Source organism: Curvibacter delicatus NBRC 14919, assembly GCF_001592265.1.
Classification (GTDB): Bacteria; Pseudomonadota; Gammaproteobacteria; order Burkholderiales; family Burkholderiaceae_C; genus Hylemonella; species Hylemonella delicata.
This window is the reverse complement of the sequence record NZ_BCWP01000015.1, coordinates 15,281-40,245: the sequence shown is the minus strand read 5'-3', so window position 1 is coordinate 40,245 and position 24,965 is coordinate 15,281. Positions and strand designations below refer to the sequence as shown.

Genomic DNA, 24,965 nt, shown 5'->3' with positions numbered 1-24,965 from the left:
TGAAAAATGGGGGTGCAGGCGTCAGGCCGCCAGGGCCAGCGCCGGTGCGGCGCTCTTGAAGGGCAGGCCGGACTCGATCGGCAGCGCGTTGTCACGCGACCACTCGTTCCACGAGCCGAAGTACATGCGCACGTCCTGGAAGCCGGCCTGCTTGAGCGCCAGGAAGGTGTTGGAGGCGCGTGCGCCCTTGAAGCAGTAGAGGTAAACCGTGTCGCTCGGGCTGATGCCGGCGGTGGCGCATTCGGCGCGCACCTCGTCCGGCGACTTGAACACCGGGCCCTGTGGCGAAGGCTTCATGAAGCGGTACCACTCCACCCACTTGGCGCCTGGCAGGCGGCCCTTGCGCGGTGCGAAGTCCTTGCCATAGGGGCTGGAGCTGTCACCAATCCATTCGTCCACGTCGCGCACGTCCAGCAGCACGGTATCGGTGCCCAGGGCCGCGGCCACGTCTTCCTTGGTCAGCATCACGTCGGCGGTCTTGAGGTGGGTGGGGAAGGTGGCCGGCACCGGCGTCACCGCTGCGGTGGAAACCGGCAGGCCCGCCGCCTTCCAGGCCGAGAAGCCGCCGTTGAGCACCTTCACCTTGGGGTAACCCAGCCAGGTCAGCAGGTAATAACCGCGGCAGGACTGGCCGTAACCGCTGTTCATCGCATCTTCGTAAAACACCGCCGTCTCCTTGCCGGAGAGGCCGATGGCGCCCAGGTGGGCGGCAAAGGTGTCCTTGAGTTCCTTCAGCCCTTCGGGCGTGGAGGTGGCCAGGTAGGTGAAGGTTTCGCGCAGGTTGACGGCGCCGGCAATGTGGCCTTGCGCATAGGTGTCGGCGTCGCGTGTGTCGATGAGGACCACCGGCTCACTGGCCAGCAGGGCCTGCAGCTCGGCGGGAGAAATCAGGACGGTGGAATCCGCGGTGGGGGCTGTGCTCATGGTGCTCTCTCCTGGGGTTGAAAGGCAGATGCCTGGAATGCTTATCGCAACCCTCGTGCCAGGGGATGTCATGATGCGGAAATTTATGAAAAATAAGGCTGTAGGCCTTGTGAAATATGCGCCAACAGCTATCAAAACAGGAGCGTTTCGGGCGACGTGCCTGGCCGCTGAGGCTGGGCTGTGTCGACAATGTCAACACAATGTCGGCAATGGATCGAGGCGTGTCACCGCAGTGGCCGCGCTAATATCCGGCAGACCCATCTACCCCCAGCCACTTCGCATGCCGGCCCCCTCATCACCCAACTGCAGCGCACCCCAGCGGCCTTTGCGCATGCGGTGCCGGGCATTGAATGCATCGAGACCCACATCTCCTGGGTGCTGCTGGCCGGCGAGCACGTCTACAAGTTCAAGAAGCCGCTGGCGCTGGACTTTCTTGACTACAGCACGCTGGCCCTGCGCCGCGCCGCCTGCGAGGAAGAGCTGCGCATCAACCGCCGCACCGCGCCCGGCATCTACCTGGGCGTGGTGGCCGTCACCGGCACGCTGCAGGCGCCGCGCATCGTCCCCGTGGACGCGCTGCCCGTGGACACCCCGGTGCTGGAGTGGGCCGTGCACATGCGCCGTTTTGCGCAAGACGGCCTGCTGAGCCACCTGGCGGCCCAGGGTGCCCTGCTGCCGGCGCACATTGACCAACTGGCGCAGCACATCGCCGCTTTCCATGCCGGCGCTGCTGTGGCAGATGCCAGCAGCCCCTGGGGCCAGCCCGAGGCCATGCGCGAAGCCGTGGCGCACAACTTCGCTGACGTGTTGGCCGTGGTGGCGGGTACGCCTTTGCAGGGCACTTTGCAGACGGTGCAGGCATGGAGCCTGGCACAAGGCGCGGCATTGGCGCCGCTCATGCAACAGCGCCGAACCCAGGGCTGGGTGCGCGAATGCCATGGCGACCTGCACCTCAACAACCTGGTGCTGATTGACGGCGTGCCGGAGCTGTTTGATGCCATCGAATTCAACCCCGCCTTCCGCTGGACCGACGTGCTGGCCGACCTGGCTTTCGTGCTCATGGACCTGCAGGCCCATGGCCGCGCAGACTATGCGTGGCGCCTGCTCAACGCCTACCTGGAGCACAGCGGCGACTACTTCGCCCTGCAGCTGCTGCCCTACTACCAGTGCTACCGCGCCATGGTGCGTGCCAAGGTGGCGGCGCTGCGTTGTGCGCAACTGCAAGGGCAGGCAGGCGTGCAAGCGGCCGCGCAGCAGGAGGTGGTGCGTTACCTGCAGCTGGCGGCTGACTTGATCAAGCCACGTTCGCTGGCGCTGTGGCTCGCCACCGGTGTCTCCGGCTCCGGCAAGAGCAGCCAGACGCAATCACTCATCGAGTGGCAAGGCATCGTGCGCGCGAAGGCGGACGTGGAGCGCAAGCGCCTGTTCGGCCTGCCCGCCCTGGCACGCAGTGCCGACCATGTGCCCGGTGGCATCTACACCGCCGAGGCCGGCCAACGCACCTATGCGCACCTGGCTGAACTGGCGCGCGCCATCCTGCACGCCGGCCTGCCGGTGTTGGTGGACGCCACCTGCCTCAAGGTGGCGCAGCGCCAGCCCTTCATGGCATTGGCGCGGGAACTCGGTCTGCCCTGCCGCATCCTGGCGTTGGACGCACCGGTGGACGTGCTGCGCCAGCGTGTGCTGCAGCGGGCTTCAAAAGGGGGTGATCCGTCAGAGGCGGATGTGGCGGTGCTGGAAGGGCAGCTCAAGGCGCGCGAGCCGTTGACGCAGGAGGAGCGGGCGTGTGCGGTGCAGGTGGATACCAGCCGGCCAGTGGATTGGGCGGTGGTGTTGCCGTTTGACTGGATTTGCGCGAACTAGTTTGATTGTCAGGGCATCCTGAGTAGCAGGGTTTACGGTGAACGCGTTGATCCCAGGAGTAACTTCTTCATCGCGTGGCTACTGCAGCACAATTCAAATTAAAGATTTCGGAGGACGCAATGGGACAAGCCAAGCTTAAAGGCGCGAGCCAGGAGGAGCGTGTTGCTACGCTTTTTGCCGTGCATTCGGTCAAGCCTCTTACGCGGGAGCGCTACAACGCGTTCGTCGCATGGACCCGTTCTCCCATTGCTGCGGTTGCTGGCGAAGAACTCCAGTTTTTTTCTACTTTGGACGAACATGTGATTGGCGTGCTAATCCGTGATCGAACGGATCGTGACTACGGCTATATCACTCTTGGTCGAGACGGCAAGGGGAGATATCGCTGTATCGGTGGCGAGGTAAGCATGAGTCGTAATGACGCTTTGCATGCGATGCTGAAGGACCTCAAGAAACACTTTGATAGCGGCGCTGAGGTGTTCCAGCAAGGCGACGAAGTCGAGGATAAGGCCGGAATCGACCTATTTACGCCGGTCGTTCAAGAGGAAAAACTCAGCTCTACCTTTCAATTAATGCGATCGAGCAACCATTGGTTGCCGGCACGTTCGATCATGGCCGAAATGATGCGTCACTTTCGCGATATCGACGGAAATTTTGTCGAGCAGTTTCAAACAACTGGCTTCGATTCGAGGATTTGGGAGCTCTACCTCTACGCTGCACTACTGGAAGAAGGGCTGTATGTCGAGAAGCCCGACCCAGCGCCAGATTTCATGGTCTCCTTCGGTAGAAAGAAGGTCTTCATTGAGGCCGTTACAGTAAATCCCTCGTTGAATGATCCCGCGCCAAAGCCTGACGACAAGCCGCTATTTCGCCCGATCGAAGAGATTCGAAAGCTGAACGAAACCAAGATTCCAATTAAGTTCGGAAGCCCACTATGGTCAAAGCTCACACGCGCAAAGCCTTATTGGGAGATGCCAAATGTCGTTGGGAATCCACTCGTATTCGCCATCGCTGATTTCCATGAAAAACAGTCGATGACCTGGACGTCAACTGCTTTGATCGACTACTTGTATGGGGTCAGCCATGATTTCTCGATAGATGAGAAGGGGCAACTCATCATTTCTCCTGTGAAGATTGAGATGCACGAGTACGAAGGAAAGCAGATTCCGTCTGGGTTTTTTCTGCAACCTAACTCCGAGAACATCAGTGCGGTACTGTTCTCAGCCTCTGGCACTATCTCAAAATTCAACAGAATGGGGCGCCTTGCTGGTTTTGGTTTGCCCGAGCAACGAATGATGCGTGCAGGCACTAGGTACAAGCACGACAAAAATTCAGCATTACCGGAACCATTTTGCTTTGAGATCAAGCAGGGGGAGATTACGGAGACCTGGGCTGAAGGGCTCTCAATGTTCCACAACCCTAATGCGAAGTACCCAGTGGACCGGGAGATGTTCCCCAATATTGCGCACCACTACTTCGACGAGGGCCAAATTCGAAGTTATCTTCCTGATTTCCATCCGTATGGTTCATACACTTGGAATATCCTGCCGATAAAGGAAGAGGGCAAGCCAAGCGGTGCATAGCGCAGGTTGCGTTCAGATCCACTCAGTCCATCGCCGAGCTCGCGCCCTGACCGGTGCCAGCGCGATGTGCAGGCTGGTGTGGCGGTCGCCCCATGCATTTTTCTACGAAGAGCCTGCTGTGAAGGCTAAGGTCACGGTGGACTCAGTTAAACGCCGGCAGGTGGATGATCAACGTCGTGCTGTCCGTGGCGTCTGACACGACCAGCTCCACATCCCCTCCCTGAGCGCGGGCCAGGACCCGTGCCGAGTAGATGCCCAGCCCCGTTTTGCCGTCCTGGCCAGGTTCCAGGCGGTCGAAGAAATGGTCACGCAGCGCGGGCGGTACGGCGCGTGGGTTGCGGATCTCGATTCGCAGCCCGGCCTGTTCGCGCACGGTGATCTCGACGCGTGCGCCGGCCGGGGAGGCTTCGCAGGCATTGCGCAGCAGGTTTTCGAAGATGGAATAACACAGCGTGGCGTCGCCGCGTGCCAGCAGCGGGGCGTGGCCCGGGGTGTCGTCGGCCAGCACGGCCACGGTGAGTCGTTTGTCGGCATAACTCACGCGGTCGATGTCGGCAATGCGGCGCAGCAGCTCGACGATGGGCACCGGTTTGGAGTCGAGCACAAAGCGGCCGGTCTCGATCTTGAACAGCTCGGACGAGAGGTTGATGAGGTTCATCGCATGCAGGCTGCCCTGTTCGATGGCGCGCAGCGTGGCCAGCTGGCGGTGGGTGAGGTCGCGGTCCTGCAGCAGGCCCTGCAACTGCTCCACCACGCCGGACAAGGGGGACTTGATGTCGTGGCGGATGATGTGCTCCACATCGTCCTGCAGCTTGGCGGTTTCGAGCAGCCGGTCGTAGTGTTCCTGCAGGCCGTGGCGCAGCTGCCGGCTGTGCAACAGGTTGCGCAGGCGCAGGCGCAGCAGGCGCGGGGCCGCGGCACGTTCCAGGACGTCCACACTTCCCAGTGGTTCCAGGCGGCTCACATCCAGCGTGTGTGCGCTGTCTTCAAGCAACACCACCGGCACGTCCTCGGTGCCCGGCAGGGCGCGCAGTTTCTGCAACAGGGCATAGGGGTCCAGCCCCGGGGTGGCGCAGTCCAGCACCGCCAGGTCCGGGTGGTGTTCGGACGCGGCGGCTGTGAGGGCCTGGGCCTCGGTGCTGGCGCGGCTGAGCCGGTAGTCCTGCGCTGGCAGCAGGGCTGGCCAGTCGGCCTGGGTGTCTGCCAGCACCAGTACGTGGGGCAGCGGGCGGGCGGGTGCCGGTGCGGCTGGCGCCGTGGGGGCCGCGGCAGCCGGCTGCGGCGCTTTTGCCATGGCGGGCTTGTGGGCAGTGGGCGCGGGTGGCGTCCACGTCAGGGCGCGTGTCACGCGGGTTTCCAGCAGCGCCTGGGAGTAGGGCTTGACCAGCAGCGATGTCACGCCGGCGGCGATGACTTCATCCACCCGGTCACGCTCGGCGGACGACGTGATCATGATCACAGGCAGCTTGCGCAGTCTTGCATCAGACCGGATGGCCTTGAGCAGCTCCAGCCCATCCATCAGCGGCATGTGCAGGTCGGTGAGCACCACGTCGATATCGTGTTGATGCAGCAGCTTCAGGCCTTCCAGGCCATTGTGGGCGGCCAGGATCTTGCCGGCACCCAGCAGGCGCAGTTGGTTGACGGTGATGTGGCGCATGGTTTCCAGGTCGTCGACCACAAGAAAGACCAGGTCATCCATCGGGCGTGCAGGCGGCATGAAAAATCAACTCAGTGGTGAAGGCCGTGAGGGCGGGCAGCGCGGGGTGCGCCACGGCAACAGGGTGAGGACGTCCTCTTCCGGTGCCGGTGCCTCTGTATTCTGCGTCAGTTTGCCGCCGCGCTGGTTCACGCCGTCAGCACGCACGGCTGTGTGCATCAAATGCCAAAAGACCGCCAGCCGCGTGAGGTGCGGCTGGCGGTGAGCGCGGAGAGCCCGCGCGTGTAGGCGGTGTGGCCTCAGTCGGCCTTGAAGCCGGTGGCCGCCACGGCCTTGCCCCAGGTGACAGTGTCGGCGGCGATGATGCGGGCGAACTCGTCCGCGGTGGTGCCGGTGACGCGGAAGCCGGCTTCTTCCATCTTGGCCTTGGCGTCCGGGGCCTTCATGGCCTTCTGGACGTCGGCACTGAGCTTGACCAGGATGTCGTTGGGCGTCTTGGCCGGGGCCACGATGCCGAACCAGGAGCTGAACTCCAGCGTGGGGTAACCCTGTTCCTTGATGGTGGGCACATCGGGCAGGGCGCCCGCGCGTGTGGCGCCGGTGGTGCCCAGCGCCACCAGCTTGCCGGCCTTGACGTTGGGGGCTGCCAGCCCGACGCTGGCAAACACGCCTTGCACATCGCCGCTGAACAGGCCGCCCAGCGCGTCGGCCGTGCTCTTGTAGTGCACCGCTTCCGGCTTGAGCTTGACCGCTTCGCCGAACATGAAGGCACCGAAGTGGCCCGGCGTGCCGGCGCCGAAGGTGGCCATGAACAGGCCCTTCTGCTGCTGCGTCCAGCTGACGAATTCCTTCACGTTCTTCGCCGGCACCTTCTGTGGGTTGACCAGCAGCGCGAAGTCCGAACTCACCACCTGGCTCACGGGTGCGAAGTCCTTGGCAGGGTTGTAGGGCAGCTTGTTGTAGCTGCTGGGCGCGATGCTGAGCTGGCCGGTTTCGCCCAGCATCAGGGTGTAGCCGTCGGGTGTGGCGCGCGCGGCTTCGCTGGCGGCAATCAGGCCGCCGGCACCGGGTTTGTTGTCCACGATCACGCCCAGGTTGCCCCAGTTTTCGGAGAGCTTCTGCGCCAGCAGGCGGGCCACGATGTCGGGGCCGGTGCCGGCCGGGAAACCGACGATGATGCGCACCGGTCGCGTCGGGTAGGCGGCTTGTGCCTGCACGGCGGGCGCGGCGGCACAGGCGAGCAAGGCCGTGGCGGCGAGCACGGCACGGCGGGTGGTGAGGGTTGTTTTCATGGGGGTGTCTCCAGTTTTGTTATGAAAAAGGGGGATGCCGGTAGAGGGCTGCTGTGGCTCAGGCCACGGCAAACAACTTCATTTCGACGCGGTCCGGGTGCCGCGCGCCGGTGCCGATGAACAGGCGTTCGCTGATCCAGCCCAGCGCGGGCGAAGCAGTTTCGAAGCTCGGGCTGCAGCGGAAATAGATCAGCTGCGGGTCCACCGGCTCGCCGCGGATAAGCCGGGCGGTGAGCTCCGGCGGCGCCACGCGCACGGCCCGGTTCTGCACATAGATCAGGTCGCCGGCATCGGTCTCCAGCACGTAGCGGGCGTCCAGCTCGGCCAGGCGCGGGGTGACGATGAGCTGGAAGTCGGCGCCGCCGGGCAGCACACGCGCCGTCCAGCCCTGGCCCTGCGCCTGCCCGCCCAGGATCGGGATCAGGCGGCGCATGCCGTGCACGGTCTGGCCGACCTCCTGGGGTTTGTCCACCGTGACGGACAGATCGACAAAAAATTCGAGTGCGGGTTGTGGCAGGTTCAGCATGGCGGCAGCTTAAGGCGGCTCGACGTGAAGGGTTGTCATCCCTTAAGATGACAAGAAAAGAGAGAGACAAGCGATGAGGAAATGGACACCTGCGGCCAGCGCCAGCAGCACGGGCTGCTACGCGCACGTGCTGGCGGACCTGATCGGCCAGCTGGGCCAGCCGCGCTTCACGTCAGCCCTGCTGGAAGGGCTGAACCCGGTGGTGCCGGCCGCGTCGTTCTCGATCTACCAGACCGGCCACAGTTGTGTGCCGCAGCTGTTCATGTCGGGCAGCTTCGGCGTGCCGGACACCACGCGCGACTGCTGGCGCGCCTACCTCTCCGGCCCCTACCTGAGCGACCAGACCCTGGTGCATGACAGCGCCGGCGACACGCCACTGCTGTGCCACATCACGGCGCAGGAGGTGCCGGTGCAGCACCGGGCCCGGGTGTACGAGGCGCATGGTGTGGCGGAACGCGTGTCGGTGGTGCAGCAGACCGGGGCGTCGCTGCTGGCGCTCAACTTCTACCGCCACCAGCACCAGCGGCCGTTTAGCGACCAGCAGGTGGCCGGTTTTGCCGACATGGCGCCGGCACTGCTGGCCCTGGCCAAGAAACACATCGCCTTGTCGAGTCCGCCGCCGGTCACCGACCCGCTGGCGGCTTGGCAGCAGCGCCTGCGCCAGCTCAACCCGGCGCTGACGCCGCGCGAGCTGGACGTCTGCGCCCGGCTGTTGACCGGCATGACGCAGGACGGCATTGCGAGCGATCTGGGCTTGAGCCTGCCGAGCGTCAAGACCTACCGCAACCGCGCTTTTGCCCGCCTGGGCATCCATTTCCGCAACGAGCTGTTCGCCTTGTTGTTGCGCTCACCCGTCGTGCCAGCGGTCCACCACCAGTAGCAGTCGCGCACGGGCGCAGAAGGGTGCCGGGGTTTTATGCCCCGTGCTTTGCTTTTTTCAGCCGGTAGCCGAACTGCCGCACGGTCAGGCCCAGCGCTTGCGCGGCGCGCGACTGGTTGCCGCGGTGCAGCGCCAGCACCTGCTGCAACTCGTCCAGACTGTGCGAGTCGGCCGGCAGGTAAGCGCGCACCGGCGGCGCGTCGGCTGGCGGCTGCAGGGTCGCCGCCGGGTGCGACAGCTCGGGCATGTGGCTGGCCTGCGCCTTGCCGCGCGGCAGAAAGCGTTCCAGCTCGGCGGCCGAGACCATGGTGCTGTCGGTCAGCAGCACCAGCCGCTCGATGACGTTGCCCAGCTCGCGGATGTTGCCGGGCCAGGGGTGGGCCTCCAGCCGCGCCAGTGCAGCAGGCGAGAGGTTGACGTTGCGCTGGTTGGCCTGGTTGGCACGGTTGACGAAGTGCAGCGCCAGGGTGCGGATGTCGTCGCGCCGCTCACGCAGACTGGGCAGGTGGATCGGCACCACGCTGATGCGGTAGTACAGGTCCTGCCGGAAGCGGCCGCGTGCCACTTCGGCCTCCAGGTCGCGGTGGGTGGCGGTGACCAATCGCACGTCCACCTTGACTTCGCGCTTGCCGCCCAGCCGCACCACCGTGCCTTCCTGCAGCGTGCGCAGCAGCTTGGTCTGCATGGCCAGCGGCATGTCGCCGATCTCGTCGAGGAAGATGGTGCCGCCGTCGGCCTGCTCGAACCAGCCGGCGCGCGCGCTGGCCGCACCGGTGAAGGCACCACGCTCGTAACCGAACAGTTCGGACTCCAGCAGCGAGTCGGGGATGGCAGCGCAGTTGACCTTGATGAAAGGCGCATCGCGCCGCGGGCTGGACAGGTGCAGGGCGCGTGCAAACAGCTCCTTGCCGGTGCCCGATTCGCCCAGCAGCAGCACGCCGGCCTGCGAGGGCGCCACGCGTTCCAGCTCGTGCAGCGCCTGCAGCAGCGCCGACGAACTGCCGATGATGCCGTAGCGCACGGCGGCGGCGTCCAGCGCGTGGGTCAGCAGGGCGTTGCGTGTTTCCAGCTCACGGGTTTTTTCCTGCAGCAGGCCGTGCAACTGCAGGATCTGCCCGGCCAACGTGGCCAGGATCTGCAGCAGCGCCATGTCGTCGTTCAGGTGGCGCCGCCGGCTGCGGATGCGGTGACAGGCCAGCACGCCCACGGTGTGGTGGTTGACCTCGATCGGCAGCGCCATGAAGGCCACGGTGTCGGGTGGCAGCTGGGCGCGCGCCACGCAACGCGCCAGAAACAGCGGTTCGGCGTCGATGTCCTGCACCAAGATGGGCTGGCCGGTGGCCAGCACGCGGCCGGTGACGCCTTCGCCCACGGCATAGACACCACGCGCCACCTCGGCCCGGGTCAGGCCGTAGGCATGGCAGATGCAGGCCATGCCCAGGCCGTCCGGCGCCTCGGCGTCTAGCAGCACGATGCGGCCGCGGTTCAGGCCCAGCAGTTCGGACATCAGGTGCAGCATTTCGCGCAGCACCACGCCGGGCGCCAGGCTTTTGCCGATCAGGCGCATGACTTCGCGCATCAGCAGCAACTCCTGGGCGCGCCATTGCGCCTCGGGCGTGGCGCCGGGGGCGCCTGGATGGGAAAGTGCGGTCAGGGGCGGGGGCATGGACGGACACAAGCAAGAAGCTGGCCTGCTTGATGTCAGCCGCCGCCAAGTGCCTCATGGTATGGTCTGCGCTGGTCGCCCTGCGCTGTTCATGCCCCATGTGGAAATTCTGGAAGAAACCCGTTGTTGCCAAGCCGGTTGAGCCTGTCGAGGTGCTGCCGGTGCTGGCCCGGCCGCTGGCTTACCGGCGCTTTCTGCGCATGGTCTTCCAGGCCCCGGCCCGGCTCAACCTGAGCGGGCGGATGCGTGAGGTGCAGTTGCTCGACGTCTCGCTCAAAGGTGCGCTGGTGGACATGGGCTCGGTACTGCGCTGCCCTGTGGGCACGCACGGTCGTCTGCGCCTCATGCTGTCGTCCACTACCTTCATTGCCATGGACATCGTGGTGGCGCGTGTGCAGGGCAGCCAGCTGGGGCTGCAGTGCACGCACATCGACCTCGACAGCGTGACGCATCTGCGCCAGCTCATCGAGCGCAATGCCCAAGACCCGGCGCTGCTGGGGCGTGAGCTGGCAATGCTGATCGGCAGCGCCTGAGCGTCGCCTAGCGCCTGCTTGTCAGGCAGAGGTGATCCAGTCCGCCAGCGCGGGCTGGTCCAGGTGCGGCAGGGTGTTGTAGCTCAGCAGGGTGTGGCGCTTCGGGTTGAAGATGAACTCGGTCACCGCGCTGTTGCGGATGCGCATATTGAGTTCAATCGTGGTCTCGGGCGTGGTGCCCAGCACGTGGCCCACGGCGGTGGCGATCGGCCCCCCGCTGGAGACAATCAGCACATTGCCCTCGAAGTTCTGCCGCACATGGTCGAGCGCGCTGGTGACGCCGGCCTTGAACTCGTTGTAGCTTGGCATGCCCTTGGGGCTGACCACGCCGTTCATCCACTGCGTCAGGCCGTCGCGCAGCAGGCGGAAGTGGTGGCGGTACAGCTCGGGGGTGTCCGGCTTCTGCAGCTTGTGCGGGTGGATGGTGGCGATCACCGCTTCGCTGTCGTACTCGTTCAGGCCGGGCCACAGCAAGGCAGTGCTGGCGTGGGCCGCGGCGTCCTGCGGGTGGGCCAGCCCCAGGCCCTCGGCAATGCCGGCCCAGGTCTGTGCATGGCGGCGCAACGTGCCGGTGATGACCGCGTCGAACGTCATGCCGCGCTCGCGCCAGTATTGCCCCAGGCGTACGCTCTGCTTGTGGCCGAGTTCGCTCAGGCGGTCATAGTCCTGTTCGCCAAATGAGGCCTGGCCGTGGCGTACGAGGTAAAGGGTTCCCATGCAAGAAATTGTGGCAAAAAATGCCCCTGACCCTTGTCGCTCGTGCGACGCCAGCTATCAAATCAGGAGTGATGGGCCTGGTGCCGACGCGTTTGAGGACTCACAACTGCACATGGCCATCGATGCAGGTCACCACCTGGCCGCCGACCCAGACCTGGCCGCTGGCATCGCGCTCCAGTTGCACGCGTCCGGCGCGGCCCAGGCAGGTGCCTTGCGAGGCGACGTAGCGCGTGGGCAGGTGGCCCTCGGCCATCAACCACTGCGCCAGGCTGGCGTTGAGGCTGCCGGTGACCGGGTCTTCCGGGATGCCCACCGGCGCGGCGAAGGCGCGCACCTCCAGGTCCGCTGCGGCCTGTTGCGGGGCGTCGGCCGCGTGCTCGGCAAAGGCGCGTGCCTCACGGCTTGATTTTGCTATTAAATTTATAGCTGATTGCCCAGATTCGACGGCGCAAACCCCTACTTTTTGCTTCAAGTCCTTGAGCGCCTGGTGATCCGGCTCCAGTGCCAGCACGGTGTCGGTGCTGTCCAGCAGCAGGCCCAGCCACTGCGGGCCGTTGTCCAGATGCTGGGCGGCGCGGATCTGGTCCGTACGGATGCCGAGCGCCTGCGCCACCAGGGCCAGCAACTCGGGTGTCGGTGTGCTGCGCTGGAGCGGCGGCGCGGCAAAGGCCAGGTGGTGGCCGGCACGGCGGATCGACACCAGGCCCACGGCGCATTCCTGCACGATCACCTCCGTTTGCCTGGGTTTTCCTCCGGCTTCCAGCCAGGCATGGCAGCTGCCCAGTGTCGGGTGGCCGGCAAAGGGCAGTTCGGTGCCGGGTGTGAAGATGCGCACCCGGTAGTCGGCGCCGGCTTGTGTGGGTGGCAGCACGAAGGTGGTTTCCGACAGGTTGGTCCAGCGCGCGAAACGCTGCATCTCGTCATCGCTCAGGCCGCTGCCGTCGAGCACCACGGCCAATGGGTTGCCGTAGTAGGGCGTGGCGGTGAACACGTCAACCTGCTTGAAGGGGCGTTGGCGGTGCGTAGCGCTCATCACATGTTCTCCCGGATGACGGCGGCCAGGGCGGTCACGCCTTGCTGGATCTCCTGCTCGCTGGCGGTGACGAAGGACAGGCGCAGCGTGCGTGGGTCGGCCAGGTCGGCATAAAACGCAGCGCCCGGCACAAAGGCAACGCCCTTGTCGACCGCCTTGGGCAGCAGCGCTGCCGTGTCCATGCCTTGCGGCAGGCAGGCCCAGAGGAACATGCCGCCGTCGGGCTGGTTCCATGTCACCTCGGGAGGCATGTGCTGCGCGAGTGCGGCCAGCATGACGTCGCGCTGCGCCTTGTACAGCGCGCGGATGCGCGGCACGTGGCGGTCAAGGAAGCCATCCTTCATGACCTCGGCCACCACGCGCTGGTTGAATCCGGGGCTGTGCAGGTCGGCCGCCTGCTTGGCCTGCAGCAGCTTGGGGAAGAGGGCTTTGGGCGCCACCACGAAGCCCAAGCGCAAACTGGGTGCCAGCACCTTGGAAAACGAGCCGAGGTAGAGGCAGCCGTCGGGGTTGCGCGCAGTTAATGGTGCCGGCGGTGGGGTGTCGAACCAGAGCTCGCCATAGGGGTTGTCCTCGATCAGCGGCAGGCCCAGCTCGGCCGCACAGGCGGAGAGCGCCACGCGCCGGGCTTCGCTCAGGGTGCGCCCTGTCGGGTTCTGGAAGTTGGGCAGCACGTACAAAAAACGCGCCGGCGTGCCGGCCGCCTGGGCCTGGCGCAGCGCGGTGATGTCCACGCCTTCGTCGTCACTGGCCACGCTCTGCACCTGCGGCTCCATGGGGGCGAAGGCCTGCAGGGCGCCGAGGTAGGTGGGTGTTTCCACCAGGATGCGACTGCCCTGGTCGATCAGCACCTTGGCGGCCAGGTCCAGGCCTTGCTGCGAGCCGGTGGTGATGAGCACCTGGGACGGATCGACCGGCCAGGGCAGGGAGGCGGCCACCATCTCGCGCAGCGGGCCATAGCCTTCGCTGGCGGCGTATTGCAGCGCCGCGGCGGCATCGTCGCGCAGCACCTTGGTGCAGGCCGCGGCAAATTCGTCGACCGGGAAGGTTTTGGGCGAGGGCAGTCCGCCGGCAAAGCTGATGATGCCCGGGCGTTCGGTGACCTTGAGCAGTTCGCGCAACACCGAGGGGTTCATTTTTTCGGCACGTGCGGCCAGCACCCAGGGCGATGGGGTGTGCGGGGCACTCGGATTCATGGGGTGGTTCCTTCTTGATCGAGAGGGTGGTGTCGGGCAGCGGACACAGGCATTTTGCGCCCGGCGAACACCACGACCATCACGGCCAGGCCGAAGCCGAGGGTCATGACGTCGAGTGTTTCGCCCAGCAGCGGCACGGCAAACAGCATGGAGAGAAAGGGTTGCAGCAGCTGCAGCTGGCTCACGCGCACAGTACCTCCGAGCGACAGGCCACGGTACCAGGCGAAGAAGCCCAGCCACATGGAGAACAGCGCCATGTAGGCAAAGCCGCCCCAGGCGGCGGGACGGACCGGTGTGGCCGGCCAGGTCCAGAGGGTCAGCGGCAGCGTGACGGGCAGCGCCAGCAGCAGGGCCCAGCAGATCACGTGCTCGGCCGGCATGCGGTTGGCCAATCGGGCACCAAAACCATAACCGACGGCTGCGCACAGCATGCCGGCCAGCAGCAGGAGGTCGGCGGCTTGCAGGGTCAGGCTGCTGGCACCCGAACGCAGCATGGCAAACACCATGACCAGTGCCGCGCCCACCACGGCGAACAACCAGAAGCCGGCCGAGGGCTGCTGCCGGTGCAGCCAGGCACCCACGGCGGCGGTGGCCAGCGGCAGCACGCCCAAGATGACGCTGGCGTGCACCGCTTCCACGTGACGCATCGCCAGCGAGGTGCAGAGGGGAAAACCGAACACCACGCCCAGCGCCACGAGGACCAGGGCACGCCAGTCTTCCGCCGTGGGCCAGGGCGCGCGCATGACAAGCAGCAGGACGGCAGACAGGGCGGCCGCCACGGCGGCGCGGCCGAGTGCAATGAACAGGCCCGACAACTGGGGCGCATCAGGCGTGCCGGTGGCCAAGCGCGTCATGGGCAGGGTGAGCGCGAAGATGGCAACGCCCAGCAGGCCGAGCCAGAGGCCTTGGCGGAGATGGGGAGCAGGGTTCGGCGGGCGGGGCATGGGCTTCACTCTACCGTGCTTTCACGCGCTGGCCGCGCGGCGGTGTGCCGGCACCATGGCCGGAGAAGTCCGGCCGCTGGCTCAGGCCAGCAGGCCGCGCGCGGGGCGCGCCAACATGGCCGACAGGGTGCGCAGCAAGGCGCGGTTGACCTCTTCCATGTCAATCTGGTGCTCATTGCACAAGGTGTGGGTGGCACGGGTGTTGGGGGATTCCAGTGCCGTGGCAATGGCGAGGTAGGGCGCGTAGGGGCCGTCGTTCTGCAGCAGTGCGGCCTGGATCCGCTCGGGCAGCGGCAGGCGTTCCAGCGCGGTGGCCAGCGGCTCGCCCAGCAGCACGTCGATCTGCGACAGCAGGCCGCAGAGGTAGACCTCGCGCCGCAGGTTGTCTTCCTCGCCCGCATCCAGCAGGTGTTCCAGCAGGTGGGCGCGCGTGACCAGTGTGGTGCGGACCGGCTGCAGGTTCAGGTCGCTGGCGGCGTGCGGCAGCTGTTCCAGCAGCCAGGCCTTGAGCACCGAGTAGCCCAGCACCATCAGGCCGCGGCGGATGGACTCGACTTCGTTGCGCAGACCCAGGCCGGCCGAGTTCACGTAACGCAGGAAATGGTAGGCCAGCAGCGGCTCTTCGCTCAGGATGAGTTCGATGGTGTCGAGCGCCACGTCAGCGTCGATGGCTTCGACCAGGCGCACGATGGCGGTCTGGCCCGGCTGGATCAGTTGCTCCCGGTAACTGTGCAGCACATCTTCCACCGGCCAACCGGTCAAGGCCCAGGCGCCTTGCTGGTCCAGGCAATGCTCGGCCAGTGCGCGATTGGCGATGGCCTCATAGATCTGGCCGGGCACGACCGGGCTCTTGAGCGGCGCCTCGCCATCATGATCGCGGTGCGTCTGCAACGAGACGCGCAGGCCCAGCAAAGCTTCCTCAGCCGTGAGGTTGATGATGCTTTTATGGAAGCGTTCACTGATGGCGGGGTCGGGACGTTGACCAGGTGCCCCGCACCAGATCATCCGCAGGCCGCGCCCATGGGCGTGTTCCACACGTTGCGCCAGGGCGGCATCGCCCAGCCAGGCTTCGGGCACCTGCACCCAGGGATCGCTGGCGGTGCCGTGTTCCAGGATGTCGTTCAACAGCGAGGCGGAGTGGATCTCCAGCAGCAGCACCGGGGCCTGTTCCGGCCATTGCTCGCGCAAGGCGGCCAGCAGGTGCTGGGCGTCCACCGGCACCGCCGCATCGATGTCGACAAAGAGCCGCACGGCCGCCGGTTGGCGCAACTGGTTCCACAGCAGCTGATAGCCCAGAGAGATGTTGCCAAGAACGGTTTGGGCCATGGCGTGGCGGGTGGTTTTACCCCAGGTAGTTGAACAGGGACAGGCGTTGAACCTGTGCGTAGGTCTTCAGCGCCGCATCGTAACCGGTCTGCTGGTTCTGGAAGTCCGAGATGCCCTTGATCATGTCCATGTCCTCGGCGCGGGAGCGGTCGGTCTCGAGCTGGTTGGACTTGGTCTGCTGGTTGCTGTCAATGCTGTCGGCACGGTTGAGCATGTCGCCGGCCAGGCCGCGGGCGGACTGGATGCGATTCATGCCGGTATCGAGCTCGGCCAGGGCCTTGGTAAAGGCCTGGCTCAGCGTGTTGCTGTTGTTGGCGTTGTTGATGCCGGCAATGGCCTTGTCGATCACCTTGAAGACGTTGGTGGTGGTGCTGGGTGCCACGGCCAGCGTGTCAGCATTGGCCGGGTCGCCGTCCACCCGCACGGCCATGCCGCCGAACTGGATCGACTGGCCCTTGGTGTAGAGGCCGGTGGCCACGGTGGCGGTCGTGGTGTTGTTGACGACGGCGTAGGTGGTGACGCCAGCCGCGACGGTGAACGTGACTGTGTAGCTGTCACCTGTCACGGCGGAGGGGTTGACGACCTGGCCGGCATCGGTCCACGCAGTGCCGGTGTTGCCACCGCCCAGCGAAACGTCAAACACGCCATTGCCGGAGGGCACATTCATCCAGACGGCCTGGCCATCCATGGCGCTGGGAATCGCCACCGTCGAGCTGGCACTTTGCCCAGCAACACCGTTGAAGGTCACGCCGGCGGCGGCATCCGTGAAGGGTGAGCTGGCGCTGCCCAAGCCGCCGAAGAGTGGCACGCCGTTGCTGTCCACCTTGTTGGCGTAGCCGAACAATTGGTCGCGCAGGGCCGAGATCTGCTGCGCAATGCTGGTGCGATTGACGCTGGTGTAGCCGGCATTGCCGGCGCTGACCACCAGGTCGCGGATGTTTTGCAGCGTTTCGGTGGCATTGCCCAGGGTCGACTCGGCCATGGCCATGGAGTTCTTCTGGACGTTGAGTGCGCGCTGCTCGACCTCGATGCGGCTGATCCGGGTCATGGCCCGCTCGGCCTGCGCCGCGCCGGTGGGGTCGTCGCTGGGGCGCAGCACACGCTTGCCCGCGGTGAGCTTTTCCTGCAGCTCGGACAGACCTGCCTGATGGCTGGTCAATTTGGCCAGGGAGTTGTCATAGGCGTTGGCGCTACCCAGTCGCATGGTCATGTTTCAATCCTCGTCCTGTCTCTCGTCAACGCCCCAGGCTTTGCAGCAGCGAATCAAAGATATTCTGGGCCAGTTGCATCATCTTGCCGGAGGCCTGGTAGGCCTGCTGGTACTGCAGCATCCTGGCGGCCTCTTCGTCCAGGTTCACACCGGAAACGCTGCTGCGTTGCTGCTCGATGCTGCTGGCGATGTTGCCGGAAACGGTGCTCGCCGATTTGGCGCTCTGCACCTGGATGCCGATTTCCGCCATCAGGCCGGCATAACCGTCGGTCAAGGGGCCGCCGTCGAACATGGTCGCGTCGCGCAGGTTCAGCATCGCCTGGGCATTGCCGGCATTGAGGGCCGGGTAGGGGTTGACATCCACCTTGAACGTGTCGCCGGGCTGGGGTGTTCCCTTGAGGGTGAGCGACCAGCCAGCCAGCGGCGGGGCCGTGCTGTATTCGATCGGCTGGCCCGGCGTGTAGGTGTACACCGTGGCGCCAGTATCGGAGCGCGTGTAGGTGCTGGTGCTGGTGAAGTTCAGCGTGACGGCGGGCGGAACCGGGACGGAGCGTGTGGTGAGGCTGCCCACCGTCAAGGTGCCGGTGTTGGTCGTGCCGGCGGTGGCCGTGATCGGGCTGGCCATGGCCAGCCCGCGCGGCGACGAGAAGGCCGTGGCAATAGACCCGGCGGCCGTGCTGAAGGGCTTGAGCAGGAAGTGGTCGCCGGCAGTTGCCGGTGTGGCGCTTTGCTGGATGTCCAGGCCGTCAATCTTGACCGGGTTGGTGCTCGCAAAGTCAAAGGCCGTGGCCTTGCCGTCCGACAGGCGCACGATGGTGCCGGCTGTACCCGAGGTGAAGGTCACCTCGTAGTCCGAGGCCGCAAACTGGGAGGTGCCCGATGGGTTGGTCTGGACGCCAAGGCTCAGGGTCGTACCTGGCGGGGAATTGGTGTCGGCCGGGTAACCGTTGGGCAGGGCGCTGAGCTTGAACAAGGCTGTGCCGGCATTGCCGCTGAGATCCACGCCCAGGGCCTGTTGCTCGTTCATGCGCGTGCCGATGGCCAAGGCCATGCGGCCGAGCAGGTTGCCGGCATTGACCAGGTCTTCGTTCTTGAAGCGCAGCAGTCCTGCGACTTCCCCGCCGCCCAGCATGGAGGTACTGATCGGGTACTTGGTGCCGCCCGCATTGTTGATCAGCAACTGGCTCTGGTTGGGATCGCCCGAGTAATTGGTGGGAGCGATCTCCAGCTTTGATACCGTGGTGCCGAGCACCAGGGCCTGGCTGCCGCCCACGAAGACACCGACGGTCCCGTCCGCAGCAGGGATCGAGGTGGTCTGGATGTACTTGTTCAATTCGCTGATCAGCTGATCGCGCTGGTCCAGCAGGTCATTGGGCAGGTGCCCGCTGCCCGTGGCGCGCGCGATTTCCTGGTTCGACTTGGCGATCTGGTCGGCAAGGTTGTTGATGGTCGTGACGTTGGTCTGCAGCTCCTGCGAAACGCCCAGCCGGAGTTCGTAGAGCTGGTTGGCCGCCGTCTGGAAACGTGCGGCCATTTCGTCTGCGCTGGTCAGTGCCACCGCGCGGGCTGTCAGGTCGGAGGGTGCGCTGACAATGTCGGAAAACGAATTGAGCAGATCGCTGACCGAGGCGCCGAGGCCGTCTTTGCCGCCGGAGAACACGCTTTCCAGTTGCTGCAGTTTGTCGTAACGCGTCGCGTCGCTGGCGGCAACGGATTTCATCAGCGCAGCCTGCTTGGTCAGGAAATCGCTGTAGTTGCGCTGGACCGTGGTGATGTCAACGCCGTTGCCGTAGTAGCCACCACCGGTGAACTGGCCCTCCACGTTCTGGACGATGACCGTCTGACGCGAATAACCCGGCGTGTTGACGTTGGCGATGTTGTTGCCGACGGTCTCGAGAATCTTCTGGTTGACCAGCAGGGACCGTGCGCCAACGTTCAGGATATTGCCCATGCGTTTTCCCTTCAGGCGGTGGCGCGCTGCAGCCGCAACGTGGTGTTGATGGCCCGGCTCAGCTTGTTGGCGTAATCGGGATCGGTGGCATAGCCTGCGCGTTGCAGGCCGCTGGCATAGGCCTGGACCGAGCCGGTCTGCTGGCGTACCTGGGCGTAGCGCGGGCTGTCGGAAATCAGCCGGGCGTAGTCGCGGAACGACTCCTCGTAGGAGTTGTAGGCGCGGAACTTGGCCACGGTCTTTTGCGGCACGCCGTTGACATATTCGGTGGTGGTGACTTCCGCCACCTTGCCTTTCCAGCCCGGCCCGGCCTTGATGCCGAACAGGTTGAAAGAGGTCGAGCCATCGGCGTTGGCGATCTCGCGCCGGCCCCAGCCGGTCTCATGCCCGGCCTGGCCGATCATGAAGCTGGCGGGAATGCCGCTGCTCTGCTCCACCTTGGCGGCGATGCCGTTGAAGCGTTGCACAAAACTGGTCTGGCTGACGGTCGGCGCGGCATTGCCCTGGCCGGCTGCTGGCTTGATGGCTTGCTTGCCGGCAGCGCGTGCACTGCCTTGTTGTGCATCAGCCGCGGCACCCATCTGGCGCGAGAGCTGCTGGGCGATGATGTCCGACAGCCCGCCGGGCCGGCCCGACATCTGCACGGCCAACTGCTGGTCGAGCAGGTCGGTGCCGAGATCACCCTGGGCGCTCTCCAGCATGCCGGATTTCATGGTGGCTTCGCGCATGCTCTTGATCAGCTCGCGCATGAAGAGCGATTCGAACTGCTTGGCGGCCTCCTTGATGGCCGCCGGCGAGTCCTGGCCGGCCTGCAGCTTCAGGCTGTTGAGCGAGCGCGCATCGGCCGCCAGGGCATTGGAGTTGTGGGTCAGGTTGCCGACACCCATGTCAGATCACCTCAAGCTCCGCATTCAATGCACCAGCCGCCTTGATGGCCTGCAGAATGGCCAGCAGGTCTTGGGGGGTGGCGCCCAGTGCGTTGAGCGCGCGCACCACTTCCGACAGTTGCGGCGAGGCCGGTACCTGGATCAGCACGCCCGGTTCCTGCTTGATCTGGATGTTGGCTTTTTCCGTCACCACGGTCTGGCCGCTGGAGAATGGGCCGGGCTGGCTGACCACCGGGGTCGAGCTGATGCTGACCGACAGATTGCCGTGTGCAATGGCGCAGGGGCCCAGCGTCACGGCCTGGTTGAGCACCACCGAGCCGGTGCGCGAATTGATGACGACCTTGGCGGCGCGAATGGAGTTTTCCAGCGGCAGCTCTTCCATCTCGGCGATGAAGGTGATGCGCGCGTTGGGGTCAACCGGCGCCTGGACGTCGACGGTACGTCCGTCCATGGCGCGGGCAACGCCGTCGCCGAAACGGCGGTTGATGGCTTCGGCCACGCGGCGTGCGGTCTGGAAGTCGTAGGCGTCCAGACCCAGCCGGATGCTGTTGCCTTCGAGCAGCGGCGTCGGCACAGCGCGTTCGATCTGGGCGCCGCCCGGAATGCGGCCGGCGCTGAGGTGGTTGATCTGGACCTTGCTGCCGCCGGCGGCAGCACCGGCGCCGGCAATCACCAGGCTGCCCTGCGCCAGGGCGTAGATTTCGCCGTCGGCGCCCTTGAGCGGCGTGGAAATCAGGGTGCCACCCTTGAGCGACTTGGCGTTGCCCATCGATGAGACGGTCACATCGACCATCTGGCCCGGGCGGGCAAAGGCGGGCAGCTGTGCGGTCACCAGCACGGCGGCCACGTTCTTGAACTGCAGCCGCGAGATGACGTCGGAGGGCAGGGTGATGCCGAGCTGCTGCAGGTAGTTGTTCATGCCCTGCGTGGTGTACGGCATCTGGGTGGTCTGGTCGCCGGTGCCGTCCAGGCCGATGACCAGGCCGAAGCCGGTCAACTGGTTGCTGCGCACGCCCTCGATGGCCGCGATTTCCTTGATGCGCCCGGCCATGGCACTGCCGCCGACCAGCATGCAGGCCGCCACCAGCAGCGTGGCCAACTGGCGGAGCCGGTTCAGCGGGAGGCGGGGCAGGCAGGCATTCATGGCGTAGGACTCAAGTATTGGCGAAACGGGCCGATAAAGACTAAATCAGACAGTCCAATTCTGTATCGGCTCAAAACGGCCAAACGCTGAAAAAGAACCGCGTTAACCAGCCAACTGTCTGCGCTTCGTTCTGGGCGCCGCGACCCTTGGATTCGACGCGGACATTGGCCACTTGGCTGGAATTGACGATGCTGCCCGGCAGGATGGCGCGCGGATCGACCGTGCCGGAGAAGCGCAGCACGTCGACGTTCTGGTTCACGCCGATCTGCTTTTCCCCCACCACCACCAGATGCCCGTTGGGCAAGACCTCGGCCACCGTGGTGGTGATCGAGCCGGAGAAGGTATTGGCGCTTTCCGTGCCGCCCTTGCCGGCAAAGTCGTTGGCCGACGTGGCGGCGATCCGGGTCTGGTTCTCGGCCGCGGTAGCGGGGAAGTTGAAGCCCGGTGCGGCGGTGATGGACGAGTTGGCGCTGCTGGTACGGTTCGCCGTGGAGGTCGACTTCTGGCTGGCCGTGACGTTTTCCACGATCACGACTGTCAGGGTGTCGCCGACCACGCGGGCGCGTCGGTCCTCGAAGGAGGGGCGATAGCCGACCGTCTGGAACAGGCTGCCGGTGACGGGGCGGGCGGACGGGCTGGGAATGGCCGTGGGCTTGGGCTCGGCGAAGTCGACCTTGGGCGCGGTGGTCTCGCAGCCGGCGCACAGTCCGGCAATGACCACCACCCATCCCAAGCGTTGCAGTGAAGAGTAAACGGTCGGTGTGTTCATCACAATTGCCCCAGTTTCTGCAGCATCTGGTCGGAGGTCTGGATCGCCTTGGAATTCATCTCGTAGGCGCGCTGGGTCTGGATCATGGTCACCAGTTCCTGCACCACGTTGACGTTGGAGGTTTCCAGGTAGCCCTGCATCAGGCTGCCCATGCCGTTGAGGCCAGGGGTGCCGGTATTGGGCTGGCCCGATGCGGCGGTTTCGATATAGATGTTCTGCCCACGCGGCTCCAGGCCGGCCGGGTTGATGAAGCTGGCCAGGGCGATGGTGCCGATCTGGCGGTCAACCATCTTGCCGTTTTCCTTGATCGAAGCGGTGACATTGCCATCTGCGCTGATGACCAGGTTCTCGGCATTGGTGGGTACCGTGATGCCGTTGGCCACGGCAAAGCCGTTGTTGGTCACCACCTGGCCTTGGGCGTTGATCTTGAACGAGCCGTCACGGGTGTAACCCATGGTGCCATCGGGCATGGTCACCTGGAAAAAACCGTTGCCCTGGATCGCCACATCGAGGTTGTTGCTCGACTGCTGCACATTGCCCTGCGTGAACTGGCGCGCCGTGCCGACCACGCGCACGCCGGTGCCGAGTTGCAGGCCGGTGGGTAACTGCGACTGCTCCGAGGTGGCAGAGCCGACCTGGCGCAGGTTCTGGTACATCAGGTCTTCGAACGCCACATTGGAGCGCTTGAAGCCGGTGGTCGAGACGTTGGCCAGATTGTTGGAGATGGTGTCCAGCTGCATCTGCTGGGCTTCCATGCCGGTTTTCGAGATCCACAGGGAGTTGATCATGATGGGTTCCTAGGGCTTGTAGGGTGGCGACTCTGCGGGCTTCAGCCTTGCAGGTTCAACAGCTGACCGGCTGACCGGTCGTTGGATTCGGCGGTCTGCAGCAGGCGCATCTGGACTTCAAACTGCCGGGCGGTCTGGATCATGCCCACCATGTTTTCCACGGCGTTGACGTTGGAGCCTTCCAGCGTGCCAGGCATGAGGCGGGCGTTGGCGTTGTTGGGCAGGGCTGCACCGGCGGTGGCGCGGAACAGGCCGTCATCGCTGCGCTTGATCGGTTCATCTGCTGTCGGGGTGACCATCTTGAGACGCCCGACGGTGGCCGGCTGCTGGCCGCTGACCTTGGCCGTGATCGTGCCGTCGGCACCGATGCTGACCGTGGCACCGGCCGGGATGTCGATCGGGGCGCCGCCGTCAGACAGCACGGGCAGGCCGCTCATGGTCTGCAGGTTGCCCGCGGACGAGACCTGCATGGAGCCGTTGCGTGTGTAGGCTTCGGTGCCGTCCAGGCCTTGCACGGCAAACCAGGCGTTGCCCTGGGCCATGACGTCCAGATCGCGTCCGGTGTGTTGCGAGGGGCCGGGTGTGTCCAGGTGGCCGGTGGTGGTCTCCAGCGCGAAGACGCGGGTGGTGGCGCCGTCGCCGCGCAGGGGCACGGCACGGTAGGCCGCCAACTCGGCGCGGAACCCGTTGGTCGAGACATTGGCCAGGTTGTTCGACAACACAGCCTGGCGCTGGGCGGCCGCATTGGCGCCCGTCATCGCGGTGTAAATCAGTTTGTCCATGGCAGTAGGTACTCAGTAACAGGTTCCGGACAGCGGCTTAACGCAGGCTGGTCAGGGCCGACAGCGCCTGGTCCTGCGTCTTGATGGTCTGCACGTTCGCCTGGTAGGCGCGTTGCGCCGTCATCATGTTGACGAGCTCGGCGGTCAGGTCCACGTTGGAGTCTTCCAGTGCCCCGGAACGAACGGATCCCAGGCTCAGGGTGCCGGGTGTGCCGGGCGTGGCGATGCCCGATGAGTTGGTGGCAACCCAGTTGCCACCGCCGACCGGCTGCAAGCCCTGGTTGTTGCGGAAGGAGCACAGCTGGATCTGGCAGGCGTCCACGCTCTTGCCATTGGAGTAGCGGGCGGTGATGACGCCACCTTCGGAGATCTTGATGCCCGTGAAGGAGCCGTCGGGGTTGCCGTTCTGGCTCAGCGTGGTCACACCAAAAGAAGATGCGAACTGGGTCGAGTTGGTAAAGGAGGCTTGGGCGGTAAACGTGCCGTTCTTCGTCGTGAAGGGCATGGCGAACGGTCCCGGGTTCAGCAGTTTGCCGTTGCTGTCGAACTGCAAGGTGGCGACGGTGGAGGCTGTGGCGGTGGCGTTGCTGGTTGGGTCGGTGTAGACCTCCCAGTTGTTGACCAGCGGAGTCGGGAGCGGGCCGCCGGTGTCTGCCACCCGGCGCATGTAGACCTTGACGTCCTGGGCAATACCCTGGGTGTCGTAGGCGGTGATGGAGGTGCCGTAGGTCGTCAGCGGGGTGGTGGGCGTCACGCTGTTCCAGACGGGGGCACGTGCGTCCAGGTTGAACTGCATGCCGATGGTGGTCGTCTGTGCCGGCGCATTGCTGGTGCTGGTGTCGATTCTCAGCGGGCCGAGGCTCTGTCCGCCGTTGAGGTCGTAATTGATGCCGTACAGTTTTTCGCCGTTGTTGTTGACGACATAACCGTCCTGGTCCAGCTTGAAAATGCCGGAGCGGCTGTACAGCGAAGGTTTGTCCTTGTCCTGGCCGGTGGCGTTGTAGGGAATCAGGGGGAAGAACCCGTCACCGTTGATGGCCAGATCCAGCGTGTTGCCCGTCACGGAAATATTGCCTTGCGAGAACTCCTGGGAAACGGCGGACACCTCCACGCCGATACCCGCCTGGCCGCCCGAGCCGCCGGCACCGATGGTGGAGGCAATCACTTCGGCGAATTCTGCGCGCGATTTCTTGGCGCCTGCCGTACCGGCATTGGCGATGTTGTTGCCGATGACGTCGAGGTTTTTGCTGGCGGCATTCAAGCCGGAGAGGCCGGTCTGGAAACTCATGATCTAGGT

At 65.1% G+C, this 24,965-nt stretch carries 22 protein-coding genes; 4 read left to right on the top strand and 18 right to left on the bottom strand.

Annotated features, from left to right (window positions below; genetic code table 11):
• Positions 1-21 precede the first annotated feature (21 nt).
• Positions 22-924 (bottom strand): sulfurtransferase, encoded by a 903-nt coding sequence (locus CDE01S_RS08920; RefSeq protein WP_066706082.1) that lies wholly within the window; start codon positions 922-924, stop codon positions 22-24.
• A gap of 189 nt (positions 925-1,113) precedes the next feature.
• Between CDE01S_RS08920 and CDE01S_RS08915 the strand changes: the two genes are divergently transcribed.
• Together CDE01S_RS08915 and CDE01S_RS08910 are read left to right on the top strand one after the other, a co-directional pair.
• Complete coding sequence (locus CDE01S_RS08915; RefSeq protein ID WP_084382817.1) at positions 1,114-2,787, top strand: bifunctional aminoglycoside phosphotransferase/ATP-binding protein; 1,674 nt, start codon at positions 1,114-1,116, stop codon at positions 2,785-2,787.
• Between the two features lie 74 nt (positions 2,788-2,861).
• The gene (locus tag CDE01S_RS08910) at positions 2,862-4,367 is read left to right on the top strand and encodes a hypothetical protein (RefSeq protein WP_218016511.1); all 1,506 of its coding nucleotides are present in this window, start codon (positions 2,862-2,864) and stop codon (positions 4,365-4,367) included.
• Positions 4,368-4,509: 142 nt separating this feature from the next.
• Here CDE01S_RS08910 and CDE01S_RS08905 read toward each other — a convergent pair whose 3' ends face one another.
• From CDE01S_RS08905 to CDE01S_RS08895, 3 genes are all read right to left on the bottom strand, one after another.
• Positions 4,510-6,084: a hybrid sensor histidine kinase/response regulator gene (locus CDE01S_RS08905; protein ID WP_084382816.1), complete on the bottom strand. Its 1,575-nt coding sequence runs from the start codon at positions 6,082-6,084 to the stop codon at positions 4,510-4,512.
• A 239-nt stretch (positions 6,085-6,323) separates the two neighbouring features.
• Entirely contained in the window at positions 6,324-7,316 is a 993-nt protein-coding gene (locus CDE01S_RS08900) for a Bug family tripartite tricarboxylate transporter substrate binding protein (protein WP_066706076.1), read from the bottom strand.
• 58 nt (positions 7,317-7,374) lie between these two features.
• Positions 7,375-7,842 carry a DUF3237 domain-containing protein gene (locus tag CDE01S_RS08895; protein WP_066706073.1) on the bottom strand — a complete coding sequence of 156 codons (468 nt, stop codon included), beginning with the start codon at positions 7,840-7,842 and terminating at the stop codon, positions 7,375-7,377.
• Between the two features lie 73 nt (positions 7,843-7,915).
• On the opposite strand from CDE01S_RS08895, the gene CDE01S_RS08890 reads away from it, so the two are divergent.
• A complete protein-coding gene (locus CDE01S_RS08890; RefSeq protein ID WP_157077086.1) occupies positions 7,916-8,722 on the top strand; it encodes a helix-turn-helix transcriptional regulator in 807 nt (268 codons plus the stop codon).
• A 34-nt stretch (positions 8,723-8,756) separates the two neighbouring features.
• On the opposite strand, the gene CDE01S_RS08885 is transcribed toward CDE01S_RS08890, so the two are convergent.
• On the bottom strand, positions 8,757-10,388 hold the full coding sequence (locus tag CDE01S_RS08885) for a sigma-54 interaction domain-containing protein (protein WP_066706069.1): 1,632 nt from the start codon (positions 10,386-10,388) through the stop codon (positions 8,757-8,759).
• Between the two features lie 56 nt (positions 10,389-10,444).
• Here CDE01S_RS08885 and CDE01S_RS08880 point away from each other — a divergent pair, with 56 nt between their 5' ends.
• The gene (locus CDE01S_RS08880; protein WP_169802248.1) at positions 10,445-10,921 is read left to right on the top strand and encodes a PilZ domain-containing protein; all 477 of its coding nucleotides are present in this window, start codon (positions 10,445-10,447) and stop codon (positions 10,919-10,921) included.
• A 21-nt stretch (positions 10,922-10,942) separates the two neighbouring features.
• Here CDE01S_RS08880 and CDE01S_RS08875 read toward each other — a convergent pair whose 3' ends face one another.
• The 13 genes from CDE01S_RS08875 to CDE01S_RS08815 form a co-directional block, all read right to left on the bottom strand.
• The gene (locus tag CDE01S_RS08875) at positions 10,943-11,638 is read right to left on the bottom strand and encodes a histidine phosphatase family protein (RefSeq protein WP_066706066.1); all 696 of its coding nucleotides are present in this window, start codon (positions 11,636-11,638) and stop codon (positions 10,943-10,945) included.
• 100 nt (positions 11,639-11,738) lie between these two features.
• Positions 11,739-12,671: a PhzF family phenazine biosynthesis protein gene (locus CDE01S_RS08870; protein ID WP_066706063.1), complete on the bottom strand. Its 933-nt coding sequence runs from the start codon at positions 12,669-12,671 to the stop codon at positions 11,739-11,741.
• A complete protein-coding gene (locus CDE01S_RS08865) occupies positions 12,671-13,867 on the bottom strand; it encodes an aminotransferase-like domain-containing protein (protein ID WP_066706061.1) in 1,197 nt (398 codons plus the stop codon). Before CDE01S_RS08865 ends, CDE01S_RS08870 begins: the two co-directional genes overlap by 1 nt.
• Positions 13,864-14,811: a DMT family transporter gene (locus tag CDE01S_RS08860; protein ID WP_066706059.1), complete on the bottom strand. Its 948-nt coding sequence runs from the start codon at positions 14,809-14,811 to the stop codon at positions 13,864-13,866. The genes CDE01S_RS08865 and CDE01S_RS08860 overlap by 4 nt, the downstream gene beginning before the upstream one ends.
• An 81-nt stretch (positions 14,812-14,892) precedes the next feature.
• Positions 14,893-16,137: an HDOD domain-containing protein gene (locus tag CDE01S_RS08855; protein WP_066706057.1), complete on the bottom strand. Its 1,245-nt coding sequence runs from the start codon at positions 16,135-16,137 to the stop codon at positions 14,893-14,895.
• 16 nt (positions 16,138-16,153) lie between these two features.
• Positions 16,154-17,347: a flagellar hook-associated protein FlgL gene (flgL, locus tag CDE01S_RS08850; protein WP_066706054.1), complete on the bottom strand. Its 1,194-nt coding sequence runs from the start codon at positions 17,345-17,347 to the stop codon at positions 16,154-16,156.
• A gap of 25 nt (positions 17,348-17,372) precedes the next feature.
• Positions 17,373-19,298, bottom strand: coding sequence for a flagellar hook-associated protein FlgK (gene flgK / locus CDE01S_RS08845; protein ID WP_066706051.1), 1,926 nt, complete (start codon positions 19,296-19,298; stop codon positions 17,373-17,375).
• An 11-nt stretch (positions 19,299-19,309) separates the two neighbouring features.
• Positions 19,310-20,185: a flagellar assembly peptidoglycan hydrolase FlgJ gene (gene flgJ / locus CDE01S_RS08840; RefSeq protein ID WP_066706048.1), complete on the bottom strand. Its 876-nt coding sequence runs from the start codon at positions 20,183-20,185 to the stop codon at positions 19,310-19,312.
• 1 nt (position 20,186) lies between these two features.
• Positions 20,187-21,257: a flagellar basal body P-ring protein FlgI gene (locus CDE01S_RS08835; protein WP_245636147.1), complete on the bottom strand. Its 1,071-nt coding sequence runs from the start codon at positions 21,255-21,257 to the stop codon at positions 20,187-20,189.
• A gap of 142 nt (positions 21,258-21,399) precedes the next feature.
• A complete protein-coding gene (locus CDE01S_RS08830; protein WP_066706045.1) occupies positions 21,400-22,098 on the bottom strand; it encodes a flagellar basal body L-ring protein FlgH in 699 nt (232 codons plus the stop codon).
• Complete coding sequence (gene flgG, locus CDE01S_RS08825; RefSeq protein WP_066706042.1) at positions 22,098-22,886, bottom strand: flagellar basal-body rod protein FlgG; 789 nt, start codon at positions 22,884-22,886, stop codon at positions 22,098-22,100. Before flgG ends, CDE01S_RS08830 begins: the two co-directional genes overlap by 1 nt.
• 41 nt (positions 22,887-22,927) lie before the next feature.
• Positions 22,928-23,668, bottom strand: a complete 741-nt coding sequence (gene flgF / locus CDE01S_RS08820) for a flagellar basal-body rod protein FlgF (RefSeq protein ID WP_066706039.1) — start codon at positions 23,666-23,668, stop codon at positions 22,928-22,930.
• 37 nt (positions 23,669-23,705) lie between these two features.
• The gene (locus CDE01S_RS08815) at positions 23,706-24,956 is read right to left on the bottom strand and encodes a flagellar hook protein FlgE (protein ID WP_066706036.1); all 1,251 of its coding nucleotides are present in this window, start codon (positions 24,954-24,956) and stop codon (positions 23,706-23,708) included.
• Between the last annotated feature and the right edge of the window lie 9 nt (positions 24,957-24,965).

Excerpts from the sequence above, each read along its gene's own strand:
- CDE01S_RS08920 (WP_066706082.1), bottom strand. The coding sequence starts at position 924 with ATGAGCACAGCCCCCACCGCGGATTCCACCGTCCTGATTTCTCCCGCC.
- CDE01S_RS08915 (WP_084382817.1), top strand. The coding sequence starts at position 1,114 with ATGTCAACACAATGTCGGCAATGGATCGAGGCGTGTCACCGCAGTGGC.
- CDE01S_RS08905 (WP_084382816.1), bottom strand. The coding sequence starts at position 6,084 with ATGCCGCCTGCACGCCCGATGGATGACCTGGTCTTTCTTGTGGTCGAC.
- CDE01S_RS08900 (WP_066706076.1), bottom strand. The coding sequence starts at position 7,316 with ATGAAAACAACCCTCACCACCCGCCGTGCCGTGCTCGCCGCCACGGCC.
- CDE01S_RS08895 (WP_066706073.1), bottom strand. The coding sequence starts at position 7,842 with ATGCTGAACCTGCCACAACCCGCACTCGAATTTTTTGTCGATCTGTCC.
- CDE01S_RS08890 (WP_157077086.1), top strand. The coding sequence starts at position 7,916 with ATGAGGAAATGGACACCTGCGGCCAGCGCCAGCAGCACGGGCTGCTAC.
- CDE01S_RS08885 (WP_066706069.1), bottom strand. The coding sequence starts at position 10,388 with ATGCCCCCGCCCCTGACCGCACTTTCCCATCCAGGCGCCCCCGGCGCC.
- CDE01S_RS08880 (WP_169802248.1), top strand. The coding sequence starts at position 10,445 with ATGGTATGGTCTGCGCTGGTCGCCCTGCGCTGTTCATGCCCCATGTGG.
- CDE01S_RS08875 (WP_066706066.1), bottom strand. The coding sequence starts at position 11,638 with ATGGGAACCCTTTACCTCGTACGCCACGGCCAGGCCTCATTTGGCGAA.
- CDE01S_RS08870 (WP_066706063.1), bottom strand. The coding sequence starts at position 12,671 with ATGAGCGCTACGCACCGCCAACGCCCCTTCAAGCAGGTTGACGTGTTC.
- CDE01S_RS08865 (WP_066706061.1), bottom strand. The coding sequence starts at position 13,867 with ATGAATCCGAGTGCCCCGCACACCCCATCGCCCTGGGTGCTGGCCGCA.
- CDE01S_RS08860 (WP_066706059.1), bottom strand. The coding sequence starts at position 14,811 with ATGCCCCGCCCGCCGAACCCTGCTCCCCATCTCCGCCAAGGCCTCTGG.
- CDE01S_RS08855 (WP_066706057.1), bottom strand. The coding sequence starts at position 16,137 with ATGGCCCAAACCGTTCTTGGCAACATCTCTCTGGGCTATCAGCTGCTG.
- flgL (WP_066706054.1), bottom strand. The coding sequence starts at position 17,347 with ATGACCATGCGACTGGGTAGCGCCAACGCCTATGACAACTCCCTGGCC.
- flgK (WP_066706051.1), bottom strand. The coding sequence starts at position 19,298 with ATGGGCAATATCCTGAACGTTGGCGCACGGTCCCTGCTGGTCAACCAG.
- flgJ (WP_066706048.1), bottom strand. The coding sequence starts at position 20,185 with ATGGGTGTCGGCAACCTGACCCACAACTCCAATGCCCTGGCGGCCGAT.
- CDE01S_RS08835 (WP_245636147.1), bottom strand. The coding sequence starts at position 21,257 with ATGCTGGTCGGCGGCAGTGCCATGGCCGGGCGCATCAAGGAAATCGCG.
- CDE01S_RS08830 (WP_066706045.1), bottom strand. The coding sequence starts at position 22,098 with ATGAACACACCGACCGTTTACTCTTCACTGCAACGCTTGGGATGGGTG.
- flgG (WP_066706042.1), bottom strand. The coding sequence starts at position 22,886 with ATGATCAACTCCCTGTGGATCTCGAAAACCGGCATGGAAGCCCAGCAG.
- flgF (WP_066706039.1), bottom strand. The coding sequence starts at position 23,668 with ATGGACAAACTGATTTACACCGCGATGACGGGCGCCAATGCGGCCGCC.
- CDE01S_RS08815 (WP_066706036.1), bottom strand. The coding sequence starts at position 24,956 with ATGAGTTTCCAGACCGGCCTCTCCGGCTTGAATGCCGCCAGCAAAAAC.